Here is a 21,054-nt window from a genome sequence, read left to right on the forward strand (position 1 = left end):
GGGGCCGCCGCTTCATGGACGCCAACCGCCAGCTTTCCGCCGAAATCGACTCTCCGGGCGTCGACCTGCTCGGCATGGCCCGGCGCCATTGGTGGCTGGTGCTCCTGCTGGTCGGCGCCGGTCTCCTCGGCGCGGTGCAGTTCACCGGCATGCAGACGAAGGTGTACGAGTCCGCCACGTCCGTCCTCGTCTCGCCGCTCGGCAACGGGCAGGACGCGAACTCCACCAGCGGCCGCACCAAGGGCGACATCAACCTCGACAACGAGGCGCAGCTGGTGACCTCGACGACGGTGGCCGCCGGCGCCCGCGAGCTGATGCGCGCCGCGGAGACGCCGGACGAGCTGGCCCGCAAGGTCCGCGTCGAGGTCCCGCCGAACACCACGTTCCTGGTCATCACCTTCTCCTCCAGCGACGCCCGTGTCGCGCAGGCCGGCTCCCACGCGTTCGCCGAGGCGTACCTGCGCAACCGCGAGGAGAGCGCGAAGACCGAGGTCGCCGGGCGGATCGCGATCCTGCAGGACAAGCTCAACCAGCTCAACGCCAACCTGCTGCAGATCAACAACCGGCTCGCCAACCTCCGCCCGACCGACCCCAACCGGCCCAACCTGGAGAGCCAGCGCACCACCGCCACGTCGCAGATCAACACCCTCGCCGGCCAGCTCAACCAGCTGCTGACCACGACCGTCAACGCCGGCAAGATCACCCGCGACGCGGAGCTGCCGTCCCGCCCGGTGAAGCCCAACCGGCTGCTCAACCTCGCCAGCGGCGCCATGCTCGGCCTGCTGCTCGGCGTCGGCTCGGCCCTGCTGCGCGAGCGGCTCGACCAGCGTGTCCGCCGCCCCTCCGACCTGCCCCGCCGGGTCGACGTCACGGTCCTCGCCGCCGTCCCCGGCCGGGTCAAGCCGCGCCTCGACGACGTGTTCGCGCCGTTCGGCGCCGGCGGCCGCATCTTCAACCGGCTCCGCAACGAGGTCCTCGCCAGCGTCCCCGCGCCGCTGGGCGCCGACGCCCGGGTCGCCCTCGCCGGGCAGGTCGTCGTCGTGGCCGGGGCCAGCCGCGGCGCCGCGTCGACCGTCGTCGCCGCCAACCTCGCGGCCGCGTTCGCCCGTACGGGCGCCGAAACGGTCCTCGTCTGCGCCCACCTCCCCGACAGCCTCGTCGACACCGCCAGCGTCAACAAGATGCTCGGCGTGCGGTCCGTGCCGGGCCTGTCCGACGTGCTCGCCGGCCGGTTCTCCCTGAGCAGCGCCACCCAGCGCGCGCCACGGCACCCCAACCTCAGCGTCGTCACCACCGGCGGCACCGCCAGCGCCGGCGGGCTGCTGCAGTCGCAGGCGCTGCGCGACACCCTCGCGACGCTGCGGGAGCGGGCCGCCTACGTGGTCGTCGAGGCACCCTCGACGTCGACCAGCGCCGACGCGCAGAGCCTCGCCAGCCTCGCCGACGCCGCGATCGTCGCGGTCGAGCTGCGGCGCACCCGCAACACCGAGGTCGCCGACGCCGCCGACCAGCTGCGCCGGGTCGGCACGCCGCTGCTCGGCGCGGTCGTCCTGCCGCGCCTGGCCGTCACCCGCGGCGGCGAGGAGCGCGACGCGCAGGAGGTCACCGTCGCCGACGACATGACCGCAGTCCTGGAGAAGCTGCCGCCGAAGGAGCCCGAGGAGCCGGTGGCCCCGAAGCGGATCCGCACGGCGCCCGCCGCACCCGCCGCGCCCGCCGGCGGCACCGCCACCGCGACGGCGCCGAAGGTCACGCAGGCGTCGCCGAGCGTGCCGAAGCGGCAGACCCGCACCATCTCGGTGACCCGCGTCAACGCCGACACCGCGGGTGAGAACGGCGCCGACAAGCGCCGATGAGTGAGCTTGCGAGCGAATCATGTAGCAGGTTCAGGGCAGGCCGACGCCGGAGCGAAGCGGAGGTGGCGGGATGACCGCCCTCGCGAACCATCCCTCGCCGCAGGCGGCGGCACCGTCGACCGGCCTGCTGAAACGGGCGCACCGGCTGCCCGCCTGGCCCGTGACCGGCCTGCTCCTGCTGTACCCGCTGTGGTGGGCGCTGGGCCTCGGCACCCTGATCTTCTTCCTGGTCGCCGTGCCGATGCTGGTGTCGCTGCTGCGGCACCGCGCGTCGGGGCAGCTCGTCAAGCTGCCGCCCGGGTTCCTGCTGTGGCTGCTGTTCCTTGCTGTGGTCGCGCTGGGGCTGTTCAGCCTCGGCGCCGACCCGGCCGGCACCGTGCCGGGCACCGCCGCCAGCAGGCTGGTCTCCTACACGTACCGCCTCGGCGGCTACGCGGCGCTGACCGTGATCCTGGTCTACGCCGGCAACGTCGGCCGCCGGGAGCTGCCGCAGCAGCGGTTCGTCCGGCTGCTCGCGTGGCTCTTCGTCATCACCGTCGCCGGCGGGCTGCTCGGCATGGCCGCGCCCACGTTCGAGTTCACCGCGCCGCTGGAGCTGCTGCTGCCGCACCACCTGCGCGAGAACAGCTTCATCCAGTCGCTGGTCCACCCGACCGCCGCGCAGATCATGAACCTGCTCGGCGGGGAGACGCCGCGCCCCGGCGCGCCCTGGGGGTACACCAACACCTGGGGCAACAACGTCTGCCTCCTCATCGGCTGGATGCTCGTCGCCGGCTGGTCGCTGACCAGGAGCAGGAAGGTCAAGACGGGCACCGCCGTCGTCCTCCTCGCGGCGATGGCGCCGATCGTCTACTCGCTCAACCGCGGGCTGTGGATCGGCCTGGGCGTCATGGCGCTGTACGTGTCGGTGCGCCTGGCGCTGCGCGGCCGCCTCGCCGCCCTCGGCCTGGTCGGCGTCGCCGGCATCGCCGTCGTGGTCGCCGTCGCCACCACGCCGCTGGGCGACGTCGTCAGCGCCCGGCTCGAGGACGGCAAGTCCAACGGGGTCCGCATGTACACCACGGAGAAGGCCGTCGGCGGGGTGGCCGAGTCGCCGCTGATCGGCTTCGGATCCACTCGCAACACCATCGGCGGCCGCAACTCGATCGCCGTCGGGGAGAGCGACGGCTGCGAGCGCTGCGGCAACTTCACCATCGGCGGCAACGGCCAGCTGTGGCAGCTCCTCTTCGCGCACGGGCTGCTCGGCACCGGCACCTACCTGGGGTTCTTCGTGGTCGGGCTGTGGCGCTTCCGGCGCGACGCGACCCCGGCCGGCCTCGCCGCGTCCGCCGCGATCGTGTCCAGCTTCGCCGCGATGTTCTGGTACAACGCGCTCGTCACCCCGCTGGCGTTGACCTTCCTCGCGTATGCCGTCCTGTGGCGCAACCGTTTGGAGAGCCGATGAGCCCAGTGAAGACCGCCCCGGCCGCGCTGCAGGTCGACGACGAGCAGCTGCGCGCGCAGTACATCGAGGAGGTCCTCGCCCTGCTGTACCCGGGGCAGGGATCCGGGGTCGTGGAGTACCTGGTCGTGCCGAACGCCCGCAAGCCGCGGCTGCTCGTGCCCGCCGACGACCGCCGCCTCGCCGCCGCCGCCGTGCGCCGCTATGCCGAGCCGCAGTCCCGGATGGCGAAGCTCAAGCGCGACGCGGTCGTCGCCGCCCTGCGCACCGGCGCGTCGTCGGTGCTGCTGCGCGACCGGCTGCGGATCACGCCCGGCGCCGACACCATCGACACGTACCTGCGCCGGGCCCTCGGCACCGACGTGCGGCTCAGCGTCCACATCGGACCGGCGCGGGCCAACCGCAAGCCGGTGCTGCAGCTGCTCACCGAGTCCGGCGCCACCATGGCGTTCGCGAAGCTCGGCACGTCGGCGCTGACCCGCACCCTGGTCAAGGCCGAGGGCAACGCCCTGGCCGCCGTGTCGACCGCCGGGCTCAGGGCGCTGCGGGTGCCCGACGCCATCCACATCGGACAGTGGGGCGAGCACGAGGTCCTCGTGCAGTCGGCGCTGCCGGTGTGGCGGCCCAGGGTCCCGCTGACCGCGCCCCGGCTCGCCAAGGCGATGGGCGAGGTCGCCGCCTGCTGCGGCACCCGCCGCGGCCGCCTCGACGACAGCGGCTACTGGACCCGGCTGCGGGCCCGGCTCGACGCGATCAGCGGCCACGCCGAGGGCGGGGCGCTGCGGGCCGCGGCCGAGCGGATCGCCCGCGCCGCCGGCGGCGTCCAGCTCACCTACGGCTCCTGGCACGGCGACTGGTCCCCGTGGAACATGGCCTCCCTCGCCGACACGATCCTGGTCTGGGACTGGGAACGCTTCACCCCCGGCGTCCCGATCGGTTACGACGCGCTGCACCACGCGCTGCAGCTCGACATCGGCCGGTCCCCGTCGCCGGACAGGTGCGTCAACGACCTCATCGACGCCGCGCCCGAGCTGCTGCTGCCGTTCGGCGTGGTGCACCGCCAGGCGGTCGAGGTGACCACCCTGCTCTACCTCATCGACCTGGCCACCCGGTACGTCACCGACCGGCAGGCGGAGGCCGGCGCCCGGCTGGGCGTGCTCGGCAGCTGGCTGCTGCCCGTTCTCGTCGCGCGAGTGGAGGCTCTGTAACCATGCCCGTGCAGGTTCCCGACACGATGAAGCGGATCATCCACTTCGGATCCCGCAACTACGGGCAGCTCACCGCCAACCGGCGGATGCTGCCGCAGTTCCTGATCTGCGGTGGGCAGCGCTGCGGCACCACGTCGCTCTACCGCGCGCTCGCCGCGCACCCGGCCGTCATCAAGGCCGTGCTGCACAAAGGCGTGCACTACTTCGACGTCGGCTACCACCACGGGCTGCGCTGGTACCGCGGGCATTTCCCGCTGCAGCGGCGGTCCGAGCGGATCCGCGACGAGCTCGGCGTGCCGGCGCAGACGTTCGAGTCCAGCCCGTACTACATGTACCACCCGCACGCCCTGGCCCGGATCGCCAAGGACCTGCCGGGCGTGAAGCTCGTCGTGCTGGTCCGCGACCCGGTCGAGCGCGCCTACTCCCAGCACGCGCACGAGGTCGCCCGCGGCTTCGAGCCCGAGGTCGACTTCGGCAAGGCGCTCGCGCTGGAGCCGGCCCGGCTCGCCGGGCAGCGGGAGCTGCTCGTCGGCGACCCGTCCGCCTACAGCTTCGCCCACCAGCACCACGCGTACCGGGCCCGCGGCGAATACATCGAGTACATCGAGCCGATGGCCGCGCTGCTCGGCCGCGACCGGGTGCACGTCGTGGACAGCACCGAGTTCTTCCTGCGCCCGGAGCCCGTGTACGACGCCGTCCTGGACTTCCTCGGCCTGCCGCGGGTCGGCCAGTACCCGGCGTTCGAGCGGCACAACGCCCGCCCCCGCAACCGCCTCGACGACTCGATCGCCCAGGAGCTCGCCGCGCACTACGCGCCCTACGACGAGCGGCTCGCCGCCTGGCTCGGCCACCGCCCCTCCTGGCTGTCCACAGCGGACAGTCCGGCGTGACGGCGACCCTCGACAAGCCCACCACCGGAGCCGGTCTGGAGTCGCCCGGCGGCATGCTGCGCGGCGCCGCCCGGGGCGGCCTTGCCAACCTCGCCGGCACCGTCTGCACCGGTGTCGCCGGGCTCGGCGTCACGTGGCTCGCCGCCCGTGCCCTCGACCCGCGCGGCGCGGGCGCGTTCTTCGCCGCGACCGCCGTCTTCGGCCTCGGCGTCACGGTCGCCAAGCTCGGCGTGCAGACGTCGCTGGTGTACTGGCCGGCGCGGATGCGCGCGGTCGGCGACCTGTCGCGGCTGCGGGAGTGCCTGCGCGCGGCGCTGGTCCCGGTCGTCGTGGCGGCGCTGGTCATCGCCGGCGGCCTGTGGTTCGCCGCGGACCTGCTGCCGGGGCGGCCCGACCTGGTCCGCACGCTCGCCGTGTTCCTGCCGCTCGCCACGGTCAGCGACGCGCTGCTCGCGGCGACCCGCGGGCTGCGCTCGATGCGCCCGACCGTGCTGCTCGACCGGGTCATGCGGCCCGGCGCGCAGCTGGTCCTCCTGGCGCTGGTGTGGGCCACAGGCTGGGGCCCCGACGTGTTCGCCGCGCTGTGGGCGCTGCCCTACCTGCCGGCCGCGCTGTTCGCCGGCGTGGCCCTGACCCGGCTCCGCACCCGCATCACGGAGTCCACAGGGGACTCCACAGGGGACTCCACAGGGGACTCCACAGGGGACTCCACAGGGGACTCCACAGGGGACACCGCGGAGCGCTCCGACTTCACCCCGCGGCGGTTCTGGGCGTTCACCGCGCCCCGCGCCGTCGCCAGCTTCGCGCAGATGGCGCTGCAGCGCGTCGACGTGCTGCTCGTCGCGGCCCTCGCCGGCCTGGCACCCGCCGCCATGTACGCCGTCGCCGGCCGCTTCGTCATCCTCGGGCAGTTCGTCAACCAGGGCGTCACCCAGTCCGTCCAGCCGCGCCTCGCCGAGCGCCTCGCCGTGCGGGACAAGGCCGGCGCGAACCTGCTCTACCGCCAGGCGACCGCCTGGGTGGTGCTCGCCTGCTGGCCGTTGTACCTGCTGATGTTCACCTACGCCCACCTGTACCTCGACCTCTTCGGCGAGCACTACGAGGGCGGCGCGCGCATCGTGCGGCTCCTCGCCGCCACGATGATGGTCGCGACCGCGTGCGGGATGGTCGACGTCGTCCTCGCCATGGCCGGCCGCACGTGGTGGAACCTCGCCAACGTCGGCCTCGCCCTGGTCACCATGCTCGGCGTCGACGCGCTGCTGATCCCCCGGCTCGGCGCGTTCGGCGCCGCCGTCGGCCTGTGCGCCGCGGTGCTCGTCAACAACCTGGTCCCGCTCGTGCAGGTCGTGCGGGGTCTCGGCCTGCACCCGTTCGGGCGGGCCACGCTGCTCGCCTGCGGGCTGGCCACATCGTGTTTCGCCGTGCCGCAGCTGGCCGTGCTGCCGGTCCACGGGCTGATGGTGAAGTTCGCCGCCACGGGGGCGGGTGCGGCCGTGTACTGCTACGCGGCCGTGCGTTTGAGGCACGTTCTGATGCAGGGGGAGCGATGAGAACCGACTACGCGGAGGTCTTCCAGTCGGATGCGGCGGTCGACAAGTACGAGCGGGTGGTCTACGCGCCGGAGACCTACTCGACGGCGGTGAGCGGCCGGCAGCGCGCGTTCCTGCGCCGCCTGGTCCGCCGGGAGTTCACCGCCCGCCGGCCCGTCCAGCACGACTTCGCGTGCGGCACCGGCCGGGCGATCAAGCTGCTGCACGGTGTCGTACGGGCGGCGCACGGCTACGACGTGTCCGCCCAGATGCTCGCCAAGGCCCAGGAGGCGGGCGTCTACGCGAAGCTGCACCAGGTCGCCGGCGACGGGCCCATCCCGGAGCCGGCCACGGTCGACGGCCCGGCGCTGGTGACCGTGTTCCGGCTGCTGCTCAACGCGCCCAAGGACGTCCGGGACCGGGCGATCGCCTTCGCCGCGAAGATCCTGCCGGAGGCGGATTCGGGGCTGCTCGTCGTGGAGAACCACGGCAACCGCTCGTCGCTGCGGCACCTGCGGTACCGCTCCAACCGCACCAACAGCTGGTTCGCGGAGCTGCACCACGCCGAGGTGGAGCAGCTCCTCGCCAGGCACGGCTTCGAGGTCGTCGAGCGGCGCGGCTTCGCGCTGTGCCCGGCCGGGGCGTACCGGCGCGAATGGCTGCGCCCGGTCGCCCGCCGCACCGACGACATCGCCGCGCGCAGCCGCCGCCTCTCGGGGGTGGCCACCGACGTGCTCTACGTGGCACGGCGGATACCCAAGTAGCTCTAGCGGAGGACCTTCTCGCAGTGAAGCGGATCGGGCTCGTCGCCGCCGTCGTGGTCGCCGTCGTGGCGGGTGCGACGGCGGTGACCCTCAGCGTGATGTCCACGAAGGACACCCCGGCCCCGCGGCCGTCGCCGACCGGCACCCAGGCACCCCCGGGCGCGCCCGGGGCACCGCCGGCCATCGCCACCTCGACCGGCCCGTTCGCGGCCGGACCCATCGCGCCGCCGAAGCACGGCTCGTACCTCGGCGCGTGGGTCCGGCCGGAGCACCTCACCGAGTCGGGCCGGCTGTCGGCGATGACGGCGTGGGAGAAGACCGTCGGCCGCAAGATGGCGATCGTCAACACGTACCGCCGCTTCGACGAGAACTTCTTCAACGCCTCCGACGAGCAGTTCGCCGCCCGGGGCACGACCCTCATGCTGTCGTGGGCGAGCGGCGACACCAGGCTCATCACCCTGGGGCGCTACGACACGCTCATCCGCGACCGGGCCCGCGAGCTCAAGGCGTTCGGCAAGCCGGTGCTGATGCGCTTCCGGTGGGAGATGGACCGCCCCAACCTGCGGGCCCAGATGTGGTCGGGGGAGGACTACATCGCCGCCTGGCGGCACGTGCGCGCCATCTTCACCGAGGAGGGCGCCACCAACGCGTCCTGGGTCTGGTGCCCGACCGTGGAAGGCTTCCAGGGCGGCTACGCGGCCGAGTTCTACCCCGGCGACGACGCCGTCGACTGGAACTGCGTCGACGTCTACGCCGGCTCCAGGTACGGCACGATCGGCGAGCTGATGCGGCAGTTCCTGGAGTTCTGCGCGGCCCACCCGACGAAACCGGTGATGATCGGCGAGTTCGGGGTGGCCCGCGCGTGGGGCACCGAGCAGCGCGCCGCGTGGCTGCGTGACGCGTCCGCGACGTTCAAGGCCAACCCGCAGATCCGGGCCGTGATGTACTTCGAGTCCGACCCGACGGACAACAAGGGCCCCACGCAGCAGTTCCAGGTGTCGGACGACCCCACGGTCCTCGGCGCCTTCCGCCAGTCCCTCGCCCAGGACCCGCACTACACGCCGATGACCACCGCCGTCGCCGGCAAGACGAGGAAGAAGTGACGATGCCCCGGTTCCGTGTGTTCGCGCTGGTCGCGGCCCTCGCGTGCGCGTCCCTCGCCGGCTGCCGGTCCGACCCGGGGGTCGCCGCCTACCTGGGCGGCGGCGCCGTCACCATCGACCAGGTCACCGCCGTCGCCGACGACCTGCCCTACGCCCCCGCCCAGCGCGGCAACGTCACCGGATACGTCCTCGGCTCCATGATCATCCGGGACGTCGGCGGCCGGCTCGCCGCCTCGCGCGGCCTCGCGCTGCGCCACGACACCGACCCCGGCCTGGTCGCGCAGTACTACGGCGTCGCCCCGGACGCGCCGATCGTGCCGCTGGTCACCGAGGCCCAGGACATCCTGGTCACCCTCGCCGCCGCCGTCACGCCCGTCGAGCCGGACCTCGCGCAGCAGCGGGCCGCCTTCGACGCGCTGTTCTTCGCCAGCGGCCGCCCGGTCTCCGACTTCTACGCGTTCGAGCAGGTCCAGTACCTGCTGACCCGCGACGCGATCGGCCGGATGATCGCGCTGCGCCGGCAGCTCGACGACGCCGTCGCCGGCTCGGGCATCACCGTCAACCCGCGGTACCAGGGCCTCACATACGGGCTGCCGGTCACCGTCGACATCGGCCGGGGCGGCGTCGCCCGGGCCAGTATCCTGGTCCATCTGACCTTCGACGGAGGTCTCGCCGAGGAGGTCTGAGGAACTGTGCCGGGCAGCGTGATCCTGCTGGTGACCTCGCCCCGCCTCCCGGCCGGTGTGCTCACCGCCGAGGCGTGGGACGTGGTCCGCGCCCATCCGGTGTACACCGGATCCGACTCCCCGCAGGTCGACGCGCTGCGGGCCGCCGGCGCCACCGTGACCGTCGTGGACCCCGCCGTCGAGGTCCTGCTCGACGCCCTCGCCGAGCACGGCACCATCGTCTGGCTCGCCGCCCCCGACGGCGACGAGGAGCTCGCCCGCTCGCTGGGCCTGCGGCTGGCCCGCGAGCCCGGCCTCGCCGCCCTGGAGCTGCTCTACGGCTCCTGGGACCCGCCCGGCGCCCGCGTCCTGGACGCCGTCACCGTCATGGACCGGCTCATGCACCCCGAGACCGGCGACGCGTGGAAGCGCGCACAGACGCACGAGAGCCTGGCGCCGTTCCTGCTCGAGGAGGCGTACGAGCTCTACGACGCCATCCGCGACGCCGACCCCGAAGCGGTCCGGGAGGAGCTCGGCGACGTCCTGCTCCAGGTCGTGCTGCACGCCCGCCTCGCCGAGGAGGCGGCGGACACCTCCGACAGGTTCACCCTCGACGACGTCGCCGGCGACCTCGTCGCCAAGCTCATCCGCCGCAACCCCCACGTCTTCGCCGACACCCAGGTCGGCGGCATCGACGACATCATCGCCAACTGGGAGCAGATCAAGCAGGCCGAGAAGTCCCGCGGCTCCGCCGTCGACGGGGTCGCCCTCTCCCAGCCCGCGCTCGCCCTGACCGCGAAGCTCCTGCACCGCGTCGCCCGCGCCGGCCTCACCGTCGACTTCACCCCCGCCGACCCGCTCGGCGCCGCCCTCTTCGCCCTGGTGGTCGAGGCCGACCGGACCGGCCGGGACGCCGAGGCCGCCCTGCGCGCCGCCGCCCTGTCCTACATGGACGCCGTCCGCCGCGCCGAATAAGGATCCCGCCCCCTTCTACCAGGGGAGAGGGTGGGTGGCGCCCTGATGGGTGGCGGCCTCGACGACGGCGGGCCAGCGGGACGGGTCGAAGACGTTGCCGCCGATGGCGGACTGGGCGGCCGGGTCCGGCTCGATCAGCGTGCCCGTGGCGGGGGTGTCGCGCTGGAGCATCGGGATGCGCGGGGCGAGGACGACGACGCGGTCGTAGCCGGCGGCCAGGTCGGCGTTGGTGCGGGAGCGGACGCCGCCGTCCATGTACCTGCCGCCGTTGACGGGCATCGGCGGGAACAGGCACGGCACCGCGCAGCTCGCCGCGACGGCCGGCACCAGCGGGACGCCCGACGCCGCCGTCCAGAAGGCCGGCTCGCCGGTGGCGGTGTCGACGGCGGTGACGAGCAGGCGGTCGGGGAAGCGGTCGATCGGCAGGCGGCGGGCGAAGGACGCCAGCCACGGCTCGGGCGGCCCGACCTCGGCTTCGAGGGCGATCGCGCCGATCCGGCGGCGCAGCTCAGCGGGTGGCAGCGACGGGTCCTGCAGCAGCTGGAACGCGACGGCGCCGCGGGTCCAGTCGGCGCGGATGCGCGGGTCGCCGGGGCCGAGCGGGGCCTCCATCGCGGCCGCGGCGGCCGGGTCGTGGCCGGCGGCGACCAGGGCGCCGGTGATCGCGCCGGCGGAGGTGCCGACGATCAGGTCCGCGCGGGTGAGGTCGAGGCCTTGCTGGGCGAGGCCGATGAGGAGACCGAGCTGCCAGGCGACGCCGGTGATGCCGCCGGCGCCGAGGACGAGTGCGGTGCGTTCCATGCATCCTGGTTATCACGGCCGGCGCCGGTGTCCGGGGATCGCGGACCGCCGCGCAGGCCGAGGACCAGGCCGGCGGAGACGGCCGCGACGCCGAGCAGCTGGCGCGGGTCGGGCGTGACCCGGTCCACCACGGCGACCGTGATCAGGGCGAAGACCGGGACCAGGCCGACGAACACGCCGGCGCGTTCGATGCCGAGGTGGGCGACGCCGCTGTACCAGCAGACGAACGCGACCACGGTCAGCACCAGCCCCAGGAAGGCCAGGGCGGCGGCCTCGCCGGCGGACGGCAGGCGCGGCACCTCGCCGGTGAAGGGGAGGGCGACGAGGAGGAGCGGGACGGCGAGGGCGGTGCTCCACGCCGACACCCGCACCGGCCCCAGCCGGGGCAGCAGCGGCGCGGCCAGCAGCGAGAACGCCGCCTCGCAGACGAGGACGCCGGTCGCGGCGGCGAGGCCCGCGCCGTCGATACGGCCGCCGCCCTGCACGAGGACCGCGCCGAGGACCACGACCGCGGCGGCGAGGAGCAGGCGCGGGGCGGGGCGGCGGCGCTCCTGCAGGGGGCCGAGCAGGGCGAGCAGCAGCGGGCTGGCGCCGACGATCGTGCCGATGGCCGCGGGGTCGGCGTGGCGCAGGGCGTACATGAGCAGGACGTTGAAACCGACCAGCCCGGTCGCCGCGACGCCCACCAGGCGCAGCAGCTCGCGGCCCGTGGGCCGTAGCCAGCTGGTGAGAAGGGCGAGCGCGGCCGCGGCGAGGGTGTAGCGCAGCGCCTGGCCGGTCAGGACGGGAAAGCCGGCCAGCGACCGGCTGACGGTGAACGAGGAGCCCAGGATCGCGCAGGTCAGCACGCAGTAGAAGGTGTGCAGCCGGTTCATGACAGCGAACTTACGATCGCCAGTGGTCCACGCTACAGTGCCACCGAGCCCCGCGTTTGGAGGTCCACTTTGTCGGTCTGGGAGGCGTTGGTCGAGCTTGACCGCACTCGGCCGCGGGTCGGCGACCAGCTCGTCGGTGCGCTCCGCGAGGCGATCACCGGGGGGCGGCTGGCGCCGGGGACGCGGCTGCCGTCGACCAGGGACCTCGCCGCCGACCTCGGTGTCTCGCGAGGCCTTGTCGTCGGGGCATACGAGCAGCTCACGGCCGAGGGGCGCCTGCTGACGCGGCGGGGGTCCGGGACGGTCGTCGCCGCCGTCTCCGCACCGGTGCAGCGCCGTCGCAGCGACCCGCCGGACCGGCCCGTCGCGGTCGCGCCGCTGCGGCCGGGCGTGCCCGACCTGGGGATGTTCCCGCGCACGGCGTGGCGGCGGGCGTACGAGACGGCCCTGACCAGCGCCCTGGACGCCGACTTCGACTACGGCGACGCGACCGGCGCGCCCCGGCTGCGCCAGGAGCTGTCGGGCTACCTCGGGCGGGTCAGGGCCGCGCTGGTGCCGCCGGAAGGGCTGATCGTCACCGCCGGCGTCACCCAGGGCCTGGCCCTGCTGGCGAAGGCGCTGCTGGCGCAGGACGTGCGGCGGATCGCGCTGGAGGATCCGGGCCCGTCGGCGCTGCGGGAGCACCTGCAGCGGCTCGGGCTCGACGTGGTGCCGGTGCCGGTCGACGACGACGGCCTCGACGTGCGGGCGCTCGCGCGCAGCAGGTGCACGGCGGTCGTCGTCACCCCCGCGCACCAGTTCCCGACCGGCGTGGTGCTCGCCCCGCAGCGGCGCACCGACCTGATCGCCTGGGCCCGCCGGGTCGGCGGGCTGATCGTCGAGGACGACTACGACGCCGAGCACCGCTACGACCGCGAGCCCGTCGCCTGCCTGCAGGGGCTCGCGCCGGACCGGGTCGCGCTCGTCGGCTCGGTGAGCAAGGTCCTCGCGCCGGGGCTGCGGCTGGGCTGGCTCGCGCCGCCGCCGGGGCTCCACCAGACGCTGCGCGCGGCGAAGGCGGACGCCGACAACGGCGGGCCGGCGCTGCAGCAGCTCGCGTTCGCCGAGTTCCTCGCTGCCGGCGGCTACGACCGGCACCTGCGCCGGGCCCGGCGGCTGCACCGGGAGCGCCGCGACGCGGTGGTCGCCGCGCTGCGCCGGCACCTGCCGCGGGCCCGCATCGGCGGGATCGCCGCCGGGCTGCACCTGGTCGTGGAGCTGCCGCCGGGCACCGACGACCGGGCCGTGGCGCAGCGGGCGCTCGCGAGCGGGCTCGGGCCCCTCGCACTGTCGTCGCTGCGGGTCCGCAAGGGACCGCCGGGGCTCGTCCTCGGGTACGCCGCGCACACCCCGCACGAGCTCGCCAGAGCGGTCCGGACCCTCGCCGGTCTCGTCTAGGTTCCTCGTCCTGGTTTCTCGGCCAGGTTCCTCGTTTGGTTTCTCGGCCAGGTTCCTCGTTTTGGTTTCTCGGCTAGGTTCGAAGCCATGCCGCATGACTTCGTGCCACTGGCCGAGCACATCGCCGACGCGCTGCTGGAGTCCGACCCCCGGCTCGCGGCGTCGGCCGGCGACCACCGCTTCGACGACCGGCTGCCGGACCTGTCCGCGGAGGCGGTCGCCGGCGACGTCGACATGCTCCGCGACGCCTCCGCCGCGCTGACCCAGGTCGACCTCGACCTGCTGGACCCGCAGGAGCAGGTCGACCACGCGGTGCTCCTGGCGCGGGTCGAGCGGATGCTGTTCGAGCGGACCGAGATCCGCGAACACGAGTGGAACCCGCTCGCCCACAACCCGGCGACGCTGCTGAACGCGCTGATCGCCCGGCCGTTCGCGCCGGCGGAGGAGCGCCTGGTGTCGATCGCGGCGCGGCTGTCGGCGATCCCCGACGCGCTCGCGACCGCCCGGGACACGCTCACGGACATGCCACGGGTCCACGTGGAGACCGCGGCGGGGCAGTTCCAGGGCACCGCGGCACTGGTACGGGACGAGCTCGGCGATCTGCTGAAGGAGGCGCCCGGGCTGGCCGACGTGGTCCGCCCGTTGCAGGAGCGGGCCGCGGCCGAGCTCGACGGGTTCGCCGCCTGGCTGCGCGAGCGGATCGACACCGCCGACCGGGACCCGCGGCTCGGCCGGCGGCTGTGGGAGGCCCGGCTGTGGCACACCCTGGACACCGAGCTCGGCGCCGCGACGGTCCTGCGGCGCGCCGAGGACAACCTCGCGGAGGTGACCGCCCAGCTGCGGGCGGCGGCCGCCGAGCTGACCGGCGGGCCGGAGTCCGACGAGACGGTCCGCGCCGCGTTCGCGCAGGCCGCCGCCGACGTGCCCGACAACGACACGATCGTGGACCTGGCGAAGGTCGCCCTCGCGGAGGCCACCGCGTTCGTCCGGGAGCACGACCTCGTCACCCTCATCGACGACCCGCTGGTCATCATGGAGATGCCGGAGTTCGCCCGGGGGTTCGCCGTCGCGTACTGCGATCCCCCCGGCCTGCTGGAGTCCGCCGAGCTGCCGACGTTCTACTGCATCTCACCCACCCCGTCGGACTGGAGCGCGGAGCGGGTCGCGTCGTTCTACCGCGAGTACAACAGCCACATGCTGCGCGACCTCACGGTCCACGAGGCGACCCCCGGCCACTTCCTGCAGCTCGCGCACGCCCGACGCTTCCGGGGCCGCACGCGGGCCCGGGTGATCGGCTGGAGCGGGCCGTTCGTCGAGGGCTGGGCGGTGTACGCGGAGCAGCTGCTGGCCGAGCGCGGATTCGGTGGCCTGCCGGTGCGGCTGCAGCAGCTCAAGATGCAGCTGCGGATGAGCATCAACGCCATCATCGACCAGCGGATCCACTGCGACGGGATGACCGAGCAGGAGGCGATGGAGCTCATGATGGGCCCCGGCTTCCAGGAGGAGGGCGAGGCGGCCGGGAAGTGGCGCCGGGCGCTGCTGTCCTCGACGCAGCTGTCGACGTACTTCGTGGGCTACACCGAGGTCCGCGAGATCGCCGATGAACGACCGGTGAACGTCACGCTGCGCGACTGGCACGACCAGATGCTCGCGCACGGCTCACCCCCGCCCCGTCACCTGCGAACGCTGCTCAACATCTAGGTCCAGGTCGGCAAGATCGGTGCAACCGATAGGCTCAGGGTGCCGCACCGTGGCGGCCGACCAATCTTTGTCTGCAAGGAGTGACAGTGGCCACGATTGAAGCAATCGGCGCGCGGGAGATCCTCGACTCGCGGGGCAACCCGACCGTCGAGGTCGAGGTCGTCCTCGACGACGGCACCCTGGCCCGCGCGGCTGTCCCGTCCGGCGCCTCGACCGGCGCCTTCGAGGCCAACGAGCTGCGCGACGGCGACTCGAAGCGTTACCTCGGCAAGGGCGTCGAGAAGGCCGTCGAGAACGTGAACGAGCGCATCGCCGAGGCCGTCCGCGGCTTCGACGCCACCGAGCAGCGCCTCGTCGACCAGGCCATGCTCGACCTCGACGGCACGCCGGAGAAGGCCAACCTCGGCGCCAACGCGATCCTGGGCGTGTCCCTCGCGGTCGCCAAGGCCGCCGCCGACTCGGCCGGTCTCAGCCTGTTCAAGTACCTCGGCGGCCCCAACGCGCACCTGCTGCCGGTGCCGATGCTCAACATCCTCAACGGTGGCTCCCACGCCGATTCCAACGTCGACGTCCAGGAGTTCATGATCGCCCCGATCGGCGCGCCGACCTTCCGCGAGGCGCTGCGCACCGGTGCCGAGGTCTACCACTCGCTCAAGTCGGTCCTGAAGAAGAAGGGCCTGTCGACCGGCCTCGGCGACGAGGGTGGCTTCGCGCCCAACCTGCCGACCAACGCCGCCGCGCTCGACCTGATCGCGGAGGCCGTGGAGAAGGCCGGCTTCTCGCTCGGCAGCGACATCGTCCTCGCCCTCGACGTGGCCGCCACCGAGTTCTACAAGGAGGGCGCGTACACCTTCGAGGGTGGCGGCAAGTCCTCCGACGAGATGATCGCCTACTACACCCAGCTCGTCGACGCCTACCCGATCGTGTCCATCGAGGACCCGCTGTCGGAGGAGGACTGGGACGGCTGGAAGGCGATGACCGACGCGCTCGGCGGCCGCATCCAGATCGTCGGCGACGACCTCTTCGTCACCAACCCGCAGCGCATCGCCCGTGGCATCGCCACCGACACCGCCAACGCGGTGCTCGTCAAGGTCAACCAGATCGGCTCGCTCACCGAGACGCTCGACGCCGTCGACCTGGCGCACCGCGCCGGCTTCCGCACGATGATGAGCCACCGCTCCGGCGAGACCGAGGACACCACGATCGCCGACCTCGCGGTCGCGGTCGGCAGCGGCCAGATCAAGACCGGCGCCCCGGCCCGGTCCGAGCGGGTCGCCAAGTACAACCAGCTCCTGCGCATCGAGGACGAGCTCGACGACGCGGCGCGCTACGCCGGTCGGGGCGCGTTCCCGCGGTACCGTTAGTCCGGTTTCACGCCCGCGGCTCTCTCCTGGGGGAGCCGCGGGCGCTTCTCCGGGGGTGGTGGCACAGCCCCCGGCGGCGAACCTAGGGGGAGGGCATGCAGCAGCGCACCAGGCCGGGCGGGCGCGGCACGCCCACCAGGGCCTCGGGTCCTCGGGGCGCTGCCGGGCGGGCCGGAGCGGGCCGGGCACCGGCCAGACCGACCGTGGCCCGCAGGTCCGTGTCGTCCGGCGGCGCCGCGATGCGCACCCGGGCGCCGCAGCCCAAGCGCTTCACCAGCCGAGCCGTGGTCCTCGGCCTCCTCCTGAGCGTCCTGCTGCTCGCCTACGCCTACCCGGTCCGGGTCTACCTGGCCCAGCAGGCGGAGATCGCCGCCCTGGAGCAGAGCCAGGAGCGGCAGACCGTCAAGATCGCCGAGATGGCGGAGCGGGCGGCGAAGTGGAACGACAACGAGTATGTGATCAGCCAGGCCCGCCAGCGGCTCAACATGGTGCTGCCGGGCGAGAAGTCGATCGTCGTGATCGACCCGGCGCGCGGCCAGCAGACCGACCCGGCGGCGATCCCCGGCGCGGAGAAGTCCGCCCGGCCCTGGTACGGCAAACTGTGGTCGAGCGTCGAGGCGGCGGACTGAGGATGACAACGGAATTCGAGCCGACGGCCCCCGGGTCGGCGGCCTCTTCGCCTGTGCCCGCTGACGCGGCTCCCGATGCCGGGTCGGCGCCCGCTGCCGGGACGGAATTCGAGCCGGCCACCGAGGAGGATCTCGCGGTGGTGGCCGCCCAGCTCGGCCGCACCCCGCGCGGCACGCGCGCGGTCGCCCACCGCTGCCCCTGCGGCCTGCCCGACGTGGTCGAGACGACCCCCAGGCTGCCCGACGGCACCCCGTTCCCGACCCTGTTCTACCTGACCTGCCCGCGTGCCGTGCACGAGTGCAGCCGCCTGGAGTCGTCCGGCCTGATGCGCGAGATGGGCGCCCGCCTCGCCGAGGACCCTGAGCTGCGCAAGGCGTACGAAGCGGCCCACGAGGACTACCTCCGCCGCCGCGAACAGGTCGGCCACGTCGACGAGATCGCCGGCGTCTCGGCCGGCGGCATGCCGACCCGCGTGAAGTGCCTGCACGTCCACCTGGGCCACGCCCTCGCGGTCGGCCCGGGCGTCAACCCGTTCGGCGACGAGACCCTCGCCCTGGCCGCCGAGTGGTGGGCCTCCGGCCCCTGCGTCCCCCCACCCGCCTGACCGCAGCCCTGGCAGGCAGACCGCTGCCGCTCTGAGCGCACCCCGCTGAACCCGGCCCGTCGCCCCAAACTGACATTGATCAATGCCCTGAAAAGCCCCTTTTCCGCATAGACGGAACGCGATCCACCGACATTTCAGCGATCATTTTGGGGGTGGATCGCGCAACATCTATGGAACAAAAGCCGCAAGCAGGGGCATTGATCAACGTCTTCGCGAGGGGTGCCGCCACGGCGGCGGTGAAGGCCGGATCCGGCACATGCGCCGCTTTCCCTGCCACGCGCCTCGGCGTAGGCAGTGCGCCGCGGAGTGGCGCATCGGGGTGCGGGTGAGCATCCCGCCGCGCCAGCAGTGGGCAGGCAGCGCAGCGCATCCCCGTCGGGACCCGCGGCAGCGGTGGGGGAGTTGCAGCACAGCTAGATGCGGGTGACGACGGAGCGGAGGATCTCCCAGCCTTCGAGGTCGTCGGCGGTGCCGGTGTGGGGGCGGCGGAAGCGGCGCACCTCGACGGCGATGTCGGTCAGGGCCCAGCGCAGCTGGTACAGCATGATGGTCGAGGGGCGGGGCAGGACGCCGGTGGCCGCCGCGTAGGCCGAGAAGATCGAGCCGTCGCCGGGCTCGATGAGCCACAGGTCGCGCTCGGGCGGGGAGATCAGGACGGTGTCCCAGTCGATGAGGCGCCAGCCGGTCGGGGTGAGCATGGTGTTGCCCGAGTGCGGCTCGCCGTGGGTGAGGACCGCGCGGACCGGCTCGCCGTGGCTGTCCAGGACCAGCTCGTCGTAGCGGGCGAGCAGGCCGGCCAGGGCCTCCCGGTGGCCGGCGAGGAGCTCCGCCGCCAGGCGGGCGTAGGGGCCGCAGTCGGGGCCGGGAGCCTTCAGCGCCGCCTCGATCTCGGCGCGGCCGGGGACGGCGAAGTCGTCGACGCGGGCGTGGCGGTGGACGATCGAGGGCGCGGTGTGCAGCTGGATGATCATGTCGAGGGTGGCCTGGCGGTGCTCGGGGCCGCGGAAGGCGTTCCAGTCGAAGCTCTGCCCGTCGACGAACGGGAACAGCGCGACGGCGAAGCGCCCCAGCAGGAACAGCGGCTCGCCGCGGCGGGTCGGCACGGGGGCGACGGCGAAGGTGCGGCCGGTGGCGTGCAGGTCGACGGCGACGCTCAGCGACGCGGTGAGGCGGGCGACGTCGGCGTCCTGGTCGACGGTGACGAACCAGCGGTTGCCGCCGTCGTCGGCGACCTCCCAGTGGTGGCTGCCGAAGCCGACCGCCTGGTAGCCCAGCGACGCGACGGAAAGGCCCCACTCGCGGAGAAGGGCCTCCTTGAGCGCGTCTTCGGGAAGACCAGCGGGCGGCGTCAGCACGGTTCTGCACGTTACGGCAGCCCCGGCGCCTTCGCCGCCCGACGACTACAGAGTAGGACAGGAATGGTTACTTACCAGCGACCGGCGGAGCGGTGCCCTCGACGATCTGGGCGCCCTTCGGGGCGACGAACGCCTGCGCGTCGACCTTGTCGCTGTACTTGCTGAGCTCGACGCCGATGGCCTTGTCGTCGGTGCCCACACCCTTGAAGCGGGTGAGCAGGCCGCTCTCGGCGACGCAGACGTGGAACTCCTTGGCGGTGACGTCGTTCGGGCCCGCGTTGGCGTCCTGCGGGATACCGGTGACGTCGAGGCAGTCGCTCTTCTGGCCGGCGATGGTCGCGGTGTTCTCGGCGATCTTGACACCCGGTACAAGAGCCGCCGCCGTCATCAGGCCGAGCGCCATCTCCGTGTTGATGAAGCCACCGCCCGCGACGGCGGAGAGGTAGGCGGCCTGGTCGGCGGAGGACAGCTGGCCGGTCTGCACGGCGCTCTTCTGGCAGACGACCTTCTGGCCGCTCTTGCCGGTGCAGACCAGCAGTGCGTCCTCGGTGAGGATGAAGCGGCCGTCCTTGCCGATGTACGCGGCCTTCGGCGGCTGCTGCACCACGGTCGTCGGGGTGCCGTCGTCGGTCTTGTACTCGGCGGTGAAGGTCAGGCTCCCGGACTTGCCCATCCGGTCGGCGAGGTCGGTGATCGCGGAGACGTTGTCGACGGTCTGCTTGACCTGGTTGATGAGACCGCAGCCGAGCGCGCCGGCGCCGAGGGCGGTAGCGAGCACGACGGTCAGGATTCGGGTACCGGCACGATGCATGCCGCCCAATGTGGGGCCGGTCACCGGGTCTTTCAACGAACTGTCAGCAGGGCGACCCGTTGACGGTGCAGCTGACCGGGTCGGCCGCGGCGCCCTTCGCCTCGAACCCCATCCGGATCGACCCGCCCGGCTCCAGGTAGGTGTTCCACGACTGGGAGCGCAGCGTCAGCCGGTCGGCCTTGTGCTCGGCCGCGGCGCCCCAGGTGGACGTCGGGTCCACGTGCGGCGGCAGCTGCAGTTGCACGACCCAGCCCTGCAGCGGCTGGCTGCCGATGTTGGTGACCGTCACCTCGGCGTTGAAGCCGTCCTTCCACTTGCTGCGCACGGCGTAGCCGGCCTTCACGCCGCCCTTCGCGACAGGTTTGCCGGCCGAGGCGCTCGGCGTCACGAGCTGGGGCCGCTCCACAGTCACCACCTTCGCGGCGGGTTCCTGCGTCAGGTACAAAACGGTCATGGTGCCCGCGGCCACGGTCGCCACCGCGGCGGTGACGACAAGCACGCGCTCACGTGTCATATGCCACATCCGCGCGCCACTACCCTGACCGTCATGGAGGTAACCGTCCGGCGGGCCCGGACCGCAGACGTGCGGGGCATCCGGCGGCTGGTCGCCATGTACGTGGCGGACCGGCGGCTGCTGTCGAAGCCGATGGTGGCGCTGTACGAGGCCGTGCAGGAGTTCTGGGTCGCCGAGCGCGACGGGGTGATCGTCGGCTGCGGCGCGCTGCACGTCATGTGGGAGGACCTGGCCGAGGTGCGCACCGTCGCGGTCGATCCGACCACGCGCGGGCACAAGATCGGGCACAGGATCGTGTCGGAGCTGCTCACCGCGGCCCGCGAGATCGGCGTCCGGCGGGTGTTCGTGCTCACGTTCGAGACCCGGTTCTTCGGCTCGTTCGGCTTCGTGCCGATCGACGGCACGCCGGTCACCCATCAGGTCTACGAGGAGCTGCTGCGTTCGTACGACGAGGGCGTCGCGGAGTTCCTCGACCTGGAGCGGGTCAAGCCCAACACCCTCGGCAACCACCGGATGCTGCTGCATCTGTAG

20 protein-coding genes are annotated in these 21,054 nt (G+C 73.2%); 15 read left to right on the top strand and 5 right to left on the bottom strand.

The window, feature by feature from the left end:
* Window positions 1-14: 14 nt before the first annotated feature.
* The 9 genes from ACQEVZ_RS31305 to ACQEVZ_RS31345 all read left to right on the top strand — a co-directional run bounded on the left by ACQEVZ_RS31305 (window position 15) and on the right by ACQEVZ_RS31345 (window position 10,431).
* A complete protein-coding gene (locus ACQEVZ_RS31305) occupies window positions 15-1,856 on the top strand; it encodes a lipopolysaccharide biosynthesis protein (protein WP_433373089.1) in 1,842 nt (613 codons plus the stop codon).
* Window positions 1,857-1,926: 70 nt separating this feature from the next.
* Window positions 1,927-3,300, top strand: a complete 1,374-nt coding sequence (locus ACQEVZ_RS31310) for an O-antigen ligase family protein (RefSeq protein ID WP_344501754.1) — start codon at window positions 1,927-1,929, stop codon at window positions 3,298-3,300.
* Entirely contained in the window at window positions 3,297-4,505 is a 1,209-nt protein-coding gene (locus ACQEVZ_RS31315) for a hypothetical protein (protein WP_433373093.1), read from the top strand. The genes ACQEVZ_RS31310 and ACQEVZ_RS31315 overlap by 4 nt, the downstream gene beginning before the upstream one ends.
* A 2-nt stretch (window positions 4,506-4,507) precedes the next feature.
* Window positions 4,508-5,395, top strand: a complete 888-nt coding sequence (locus ACQEVZ_RS31320) for a sulfotransferase domain-containing protein (protein WP_344501752.1) — start codon at window positions 4,508-4,510, stop codon at window positions 5,393-5,395.
* Window positions 5,392-6,945 (top strand): lipopolysaccharide biosynthesis protein, encoded by a 1,554-nt coding sequence (locus tag ACQEVZ_RS31325; RefSeq protein ID WP_433373098.1) that lies wholly within the window; start codon window positions 5,392-5,394, stop codon window positions 6,943-6,945. The genes ACQEVZ_RS31320 and ACQEVZ_RS31325 overlap by 4 nt, the downstream gene beginning before the upstream one ends.
* Complete coding sequence (locus ACQEVZ_RS31330; RefSeq protein ID WP_344501750.1) at window positions 6,942-7,688, top strand: methyltransferase domain-containing protein; 747 nt, start codon at window positions 6,942-6,944, stop codon at window positions 7,686-7,688. The genes ACQEVZ_RS31325 and ACQEVZ_RS31330 overlap by 4 nt, the downstream gene beginning before the upstream one ends.
* Before the next feature lie 23 nt (window positions 7,689-7,711).
* Window positions 7,712-8,791, top strand: coding sequence for a glycoside hydrolase family 26 protein (locus tag ACQEVZ_RS31335; protein ID WP_433373102.1), 1,080 nt, complete (start codon window positions 7,712-7,714; stop codon window positions 8,789-8,791).
* A gap of 2 nt (window positions 8,792-8,793) precedes the next feature.
* Window positions 8,794-9,477 (top strand): hypothetical protein, encoded by a 684-nt coding sequence (locus ACQEVZ_RS31340; protein WP_433373105.1) that lies wholly within the window; start codon window positions 8,794-8,796, stop codon window positions 9,475-9,477.
* Between the two features lie 6 nt (window positions 9,478-9,483).
* Complete coding sequence (locus ACQEVZ_RS31345) at window positions 9,484-10,431, top strand: MazG family protein (RefSeq protein WP_354890856.1); 948 nt, start codon at window positions 9,484-9,486, stop codon at window positions 10,429-10,431.
* Between the two features lie 15 nt (window positions 10,432-10,446).
* Here the strand turns inward: ACQEVZ_RS31345 and ACQEVZ_RS31350 are convergent, their stop codons facing one another.
* Together ACQEVZ_RS31350 and ACQEVZ_RS31355 are read right to left on the bottom strand one after the other, a co-directional pair.
* The gene (locus ACQEVZ_RS31350; RefSeq protein WP_354890857.1) at window positions 10,447-11,232 is read right to left on the bottom strand and encodes a patatin-like phospholipase family protein; all 786 of its coding nucleotides are present in this window, start codon (window positions 11,230-11,232) and stop codon (window positions 10,447-10,449) included.
* Window positions 11,118-12,107: a DMT family transporter gene (locus tag ACQEVZ_RS31355; protein ID WP_433373110.1), complete on the bottom strand. Its 990-nt coding sequence runs from the start codon at window positions 12,105-12,107 to the stop codon at window positions 11,118-11,120. The genes ACQEVZ_RS31350 and ACQEVZ_RS31355 overlap by 115 nt, the downstream gene beginning before the upstream one ends.
* 69 nt (window positions 12,108-12,176) lie before the next feature.
* Here ACQEVZ_RS31355 and ACQEVZ_RS31360 point away from each other — a divergent pair, with 69 nt between their 5' ends.
* The 5 genes from ACQEVZ_RS31360 to ACQEVZ_RS31380 all read left to right on the top strand — a co-directional run bounded on the left by ACQEVZ_RS31360 (window position 12,177) and on the right by ACQEVZ_RS31380 (window position 17,843).
* Window positions 12,177-13,544, top strand: coding sequence for a PLP-dependent aminotransferase family protein (locus ACQEVZ_RS31360; RefSeq protein ID WP_354890859.1), 1,368 nt, complete (start codon window positions 12,177-12,179; stop codon window positions 13,542-13,544).
* 87 nt (window positions 13,545-13,631) lie between these two features.
* Entirely contained in the window at window positions 13,632-15,245 is a 1,614-nt protein-coding gene (locus ACQEVZ_RS31365) for a DUF885 domain-containing protein (RefSeq protein WP_344501743.1), read from the top strand.
* Between the two features lie 86 nt (window positions 15,246-15,331).
* On the top strand, window positions 15,332-16,609 hold the full coding sequence (gene eno / locus ACQEVZ_RS31370) for a phosphopyruvate hydratase (RefSeq protein WP_344501742.1): 1,278 nt from the start codon (window positions 15,332-15,334) through the stop codon (window positions 16,607-16,609).
* Window positions 16,610-16,812: 203 nt separating this feature from the next.
* Window positions 16,813-17,238 carry an FtsB family cell division protein gene (locus tag ACQEVZ_RS31375; RefSeq protein ID WP_344501741.1) on the top strand — a complete coding sequence of 142 codons (426 nt, stop codon included), beginning with the start codon at window positions 16,813-16,815 and terminating at the stop codon, window positions 17,236-17,238.
* A 53-nt stretch (window positions 17,239-17,291) separates the two neighbouring features.
* Entirely contained in the window at window positions 17,292-17,843 is a 552-nt protein-coding gene (locus ACQEVZ_RS31380) for a DUF501 domain-containing protein (protein WP_433373116.1), read from the top strand.
* 413 nt (window positions 17,844-18,256) lie between these two features.
* Here the strand turns inward: ACQEVZ_RS31380 and ACQEVZ_RS31385 are convergent, their stop codons facing one another.
* The 3 genes from ACQEVZ_RS31385 to ACQEVZ_RS31395 all read right to left on the bottom strand — a co-directional run bounded on the left by ACQEVZ_RS31385 (window position 18,257) and on the right by ACQEVZ_RS31395 (window position 20,523).
* Window positions 18,257-19,198, bottom strand: coding sequence for a phosphotransferase (locus ACQEVZ_RS31385; RefSeq protein WP_433373119.1), 942 nt, complete (start codon window positions 19,196-19,198; stop codon window positions 18,257-18,259).
* Window positions 19,199-19,265: 67 nt separating this feature from the next.
* Window positions 19,266-20,009, bottom strand: coding sequence for a hypothetical protein (locus ACQEVZ_RS31390; protein WP_433373122.1), 744 nt, complete (start codon window positions 20,007-20,009; stop codon window positions 19,266-19,268).
* A 43-nt stretch (window positions 20,010-20,052) separates the two neighbouring features.
* Complete coding sequence (locus ACQEVZ_RS31395; protein WP_344501737.1) at window positions 20,053-20,523, bottom strand: cellulose binding domain-containing protein; 471 nt, start codon at window positions 20,521-20,523, stop codon at window positions 20,053-20,055.
* Between the two features lie 33 nt (window positions 20,524-20,556).
* Here ACQEVZ_RS31395 and ACQEVZ_RS31400 point away from each other — a divergent pair, with 33 nt between their 5' ends.
* A complete protein-coding gene (locus tag ACQEVZ_RS31400) occupies window positions 20,557-21,054 on the top strand; it encodes an amino-acid N-acetyltransferase (RefSeq protein ID WP_344501736.1) in 498 nt (165 codons plus the stop codon).

Source organism: Dactylosporangium sp. CA-152071, from assembly GCF_050936335.1.
Classification (GTDB): Bacteria; Actinomycetota; Actinomycetes; order Mycobacteriales; family Micromonosporaceae; genus Dactylosporangium; species Dactylosporangium maewongense.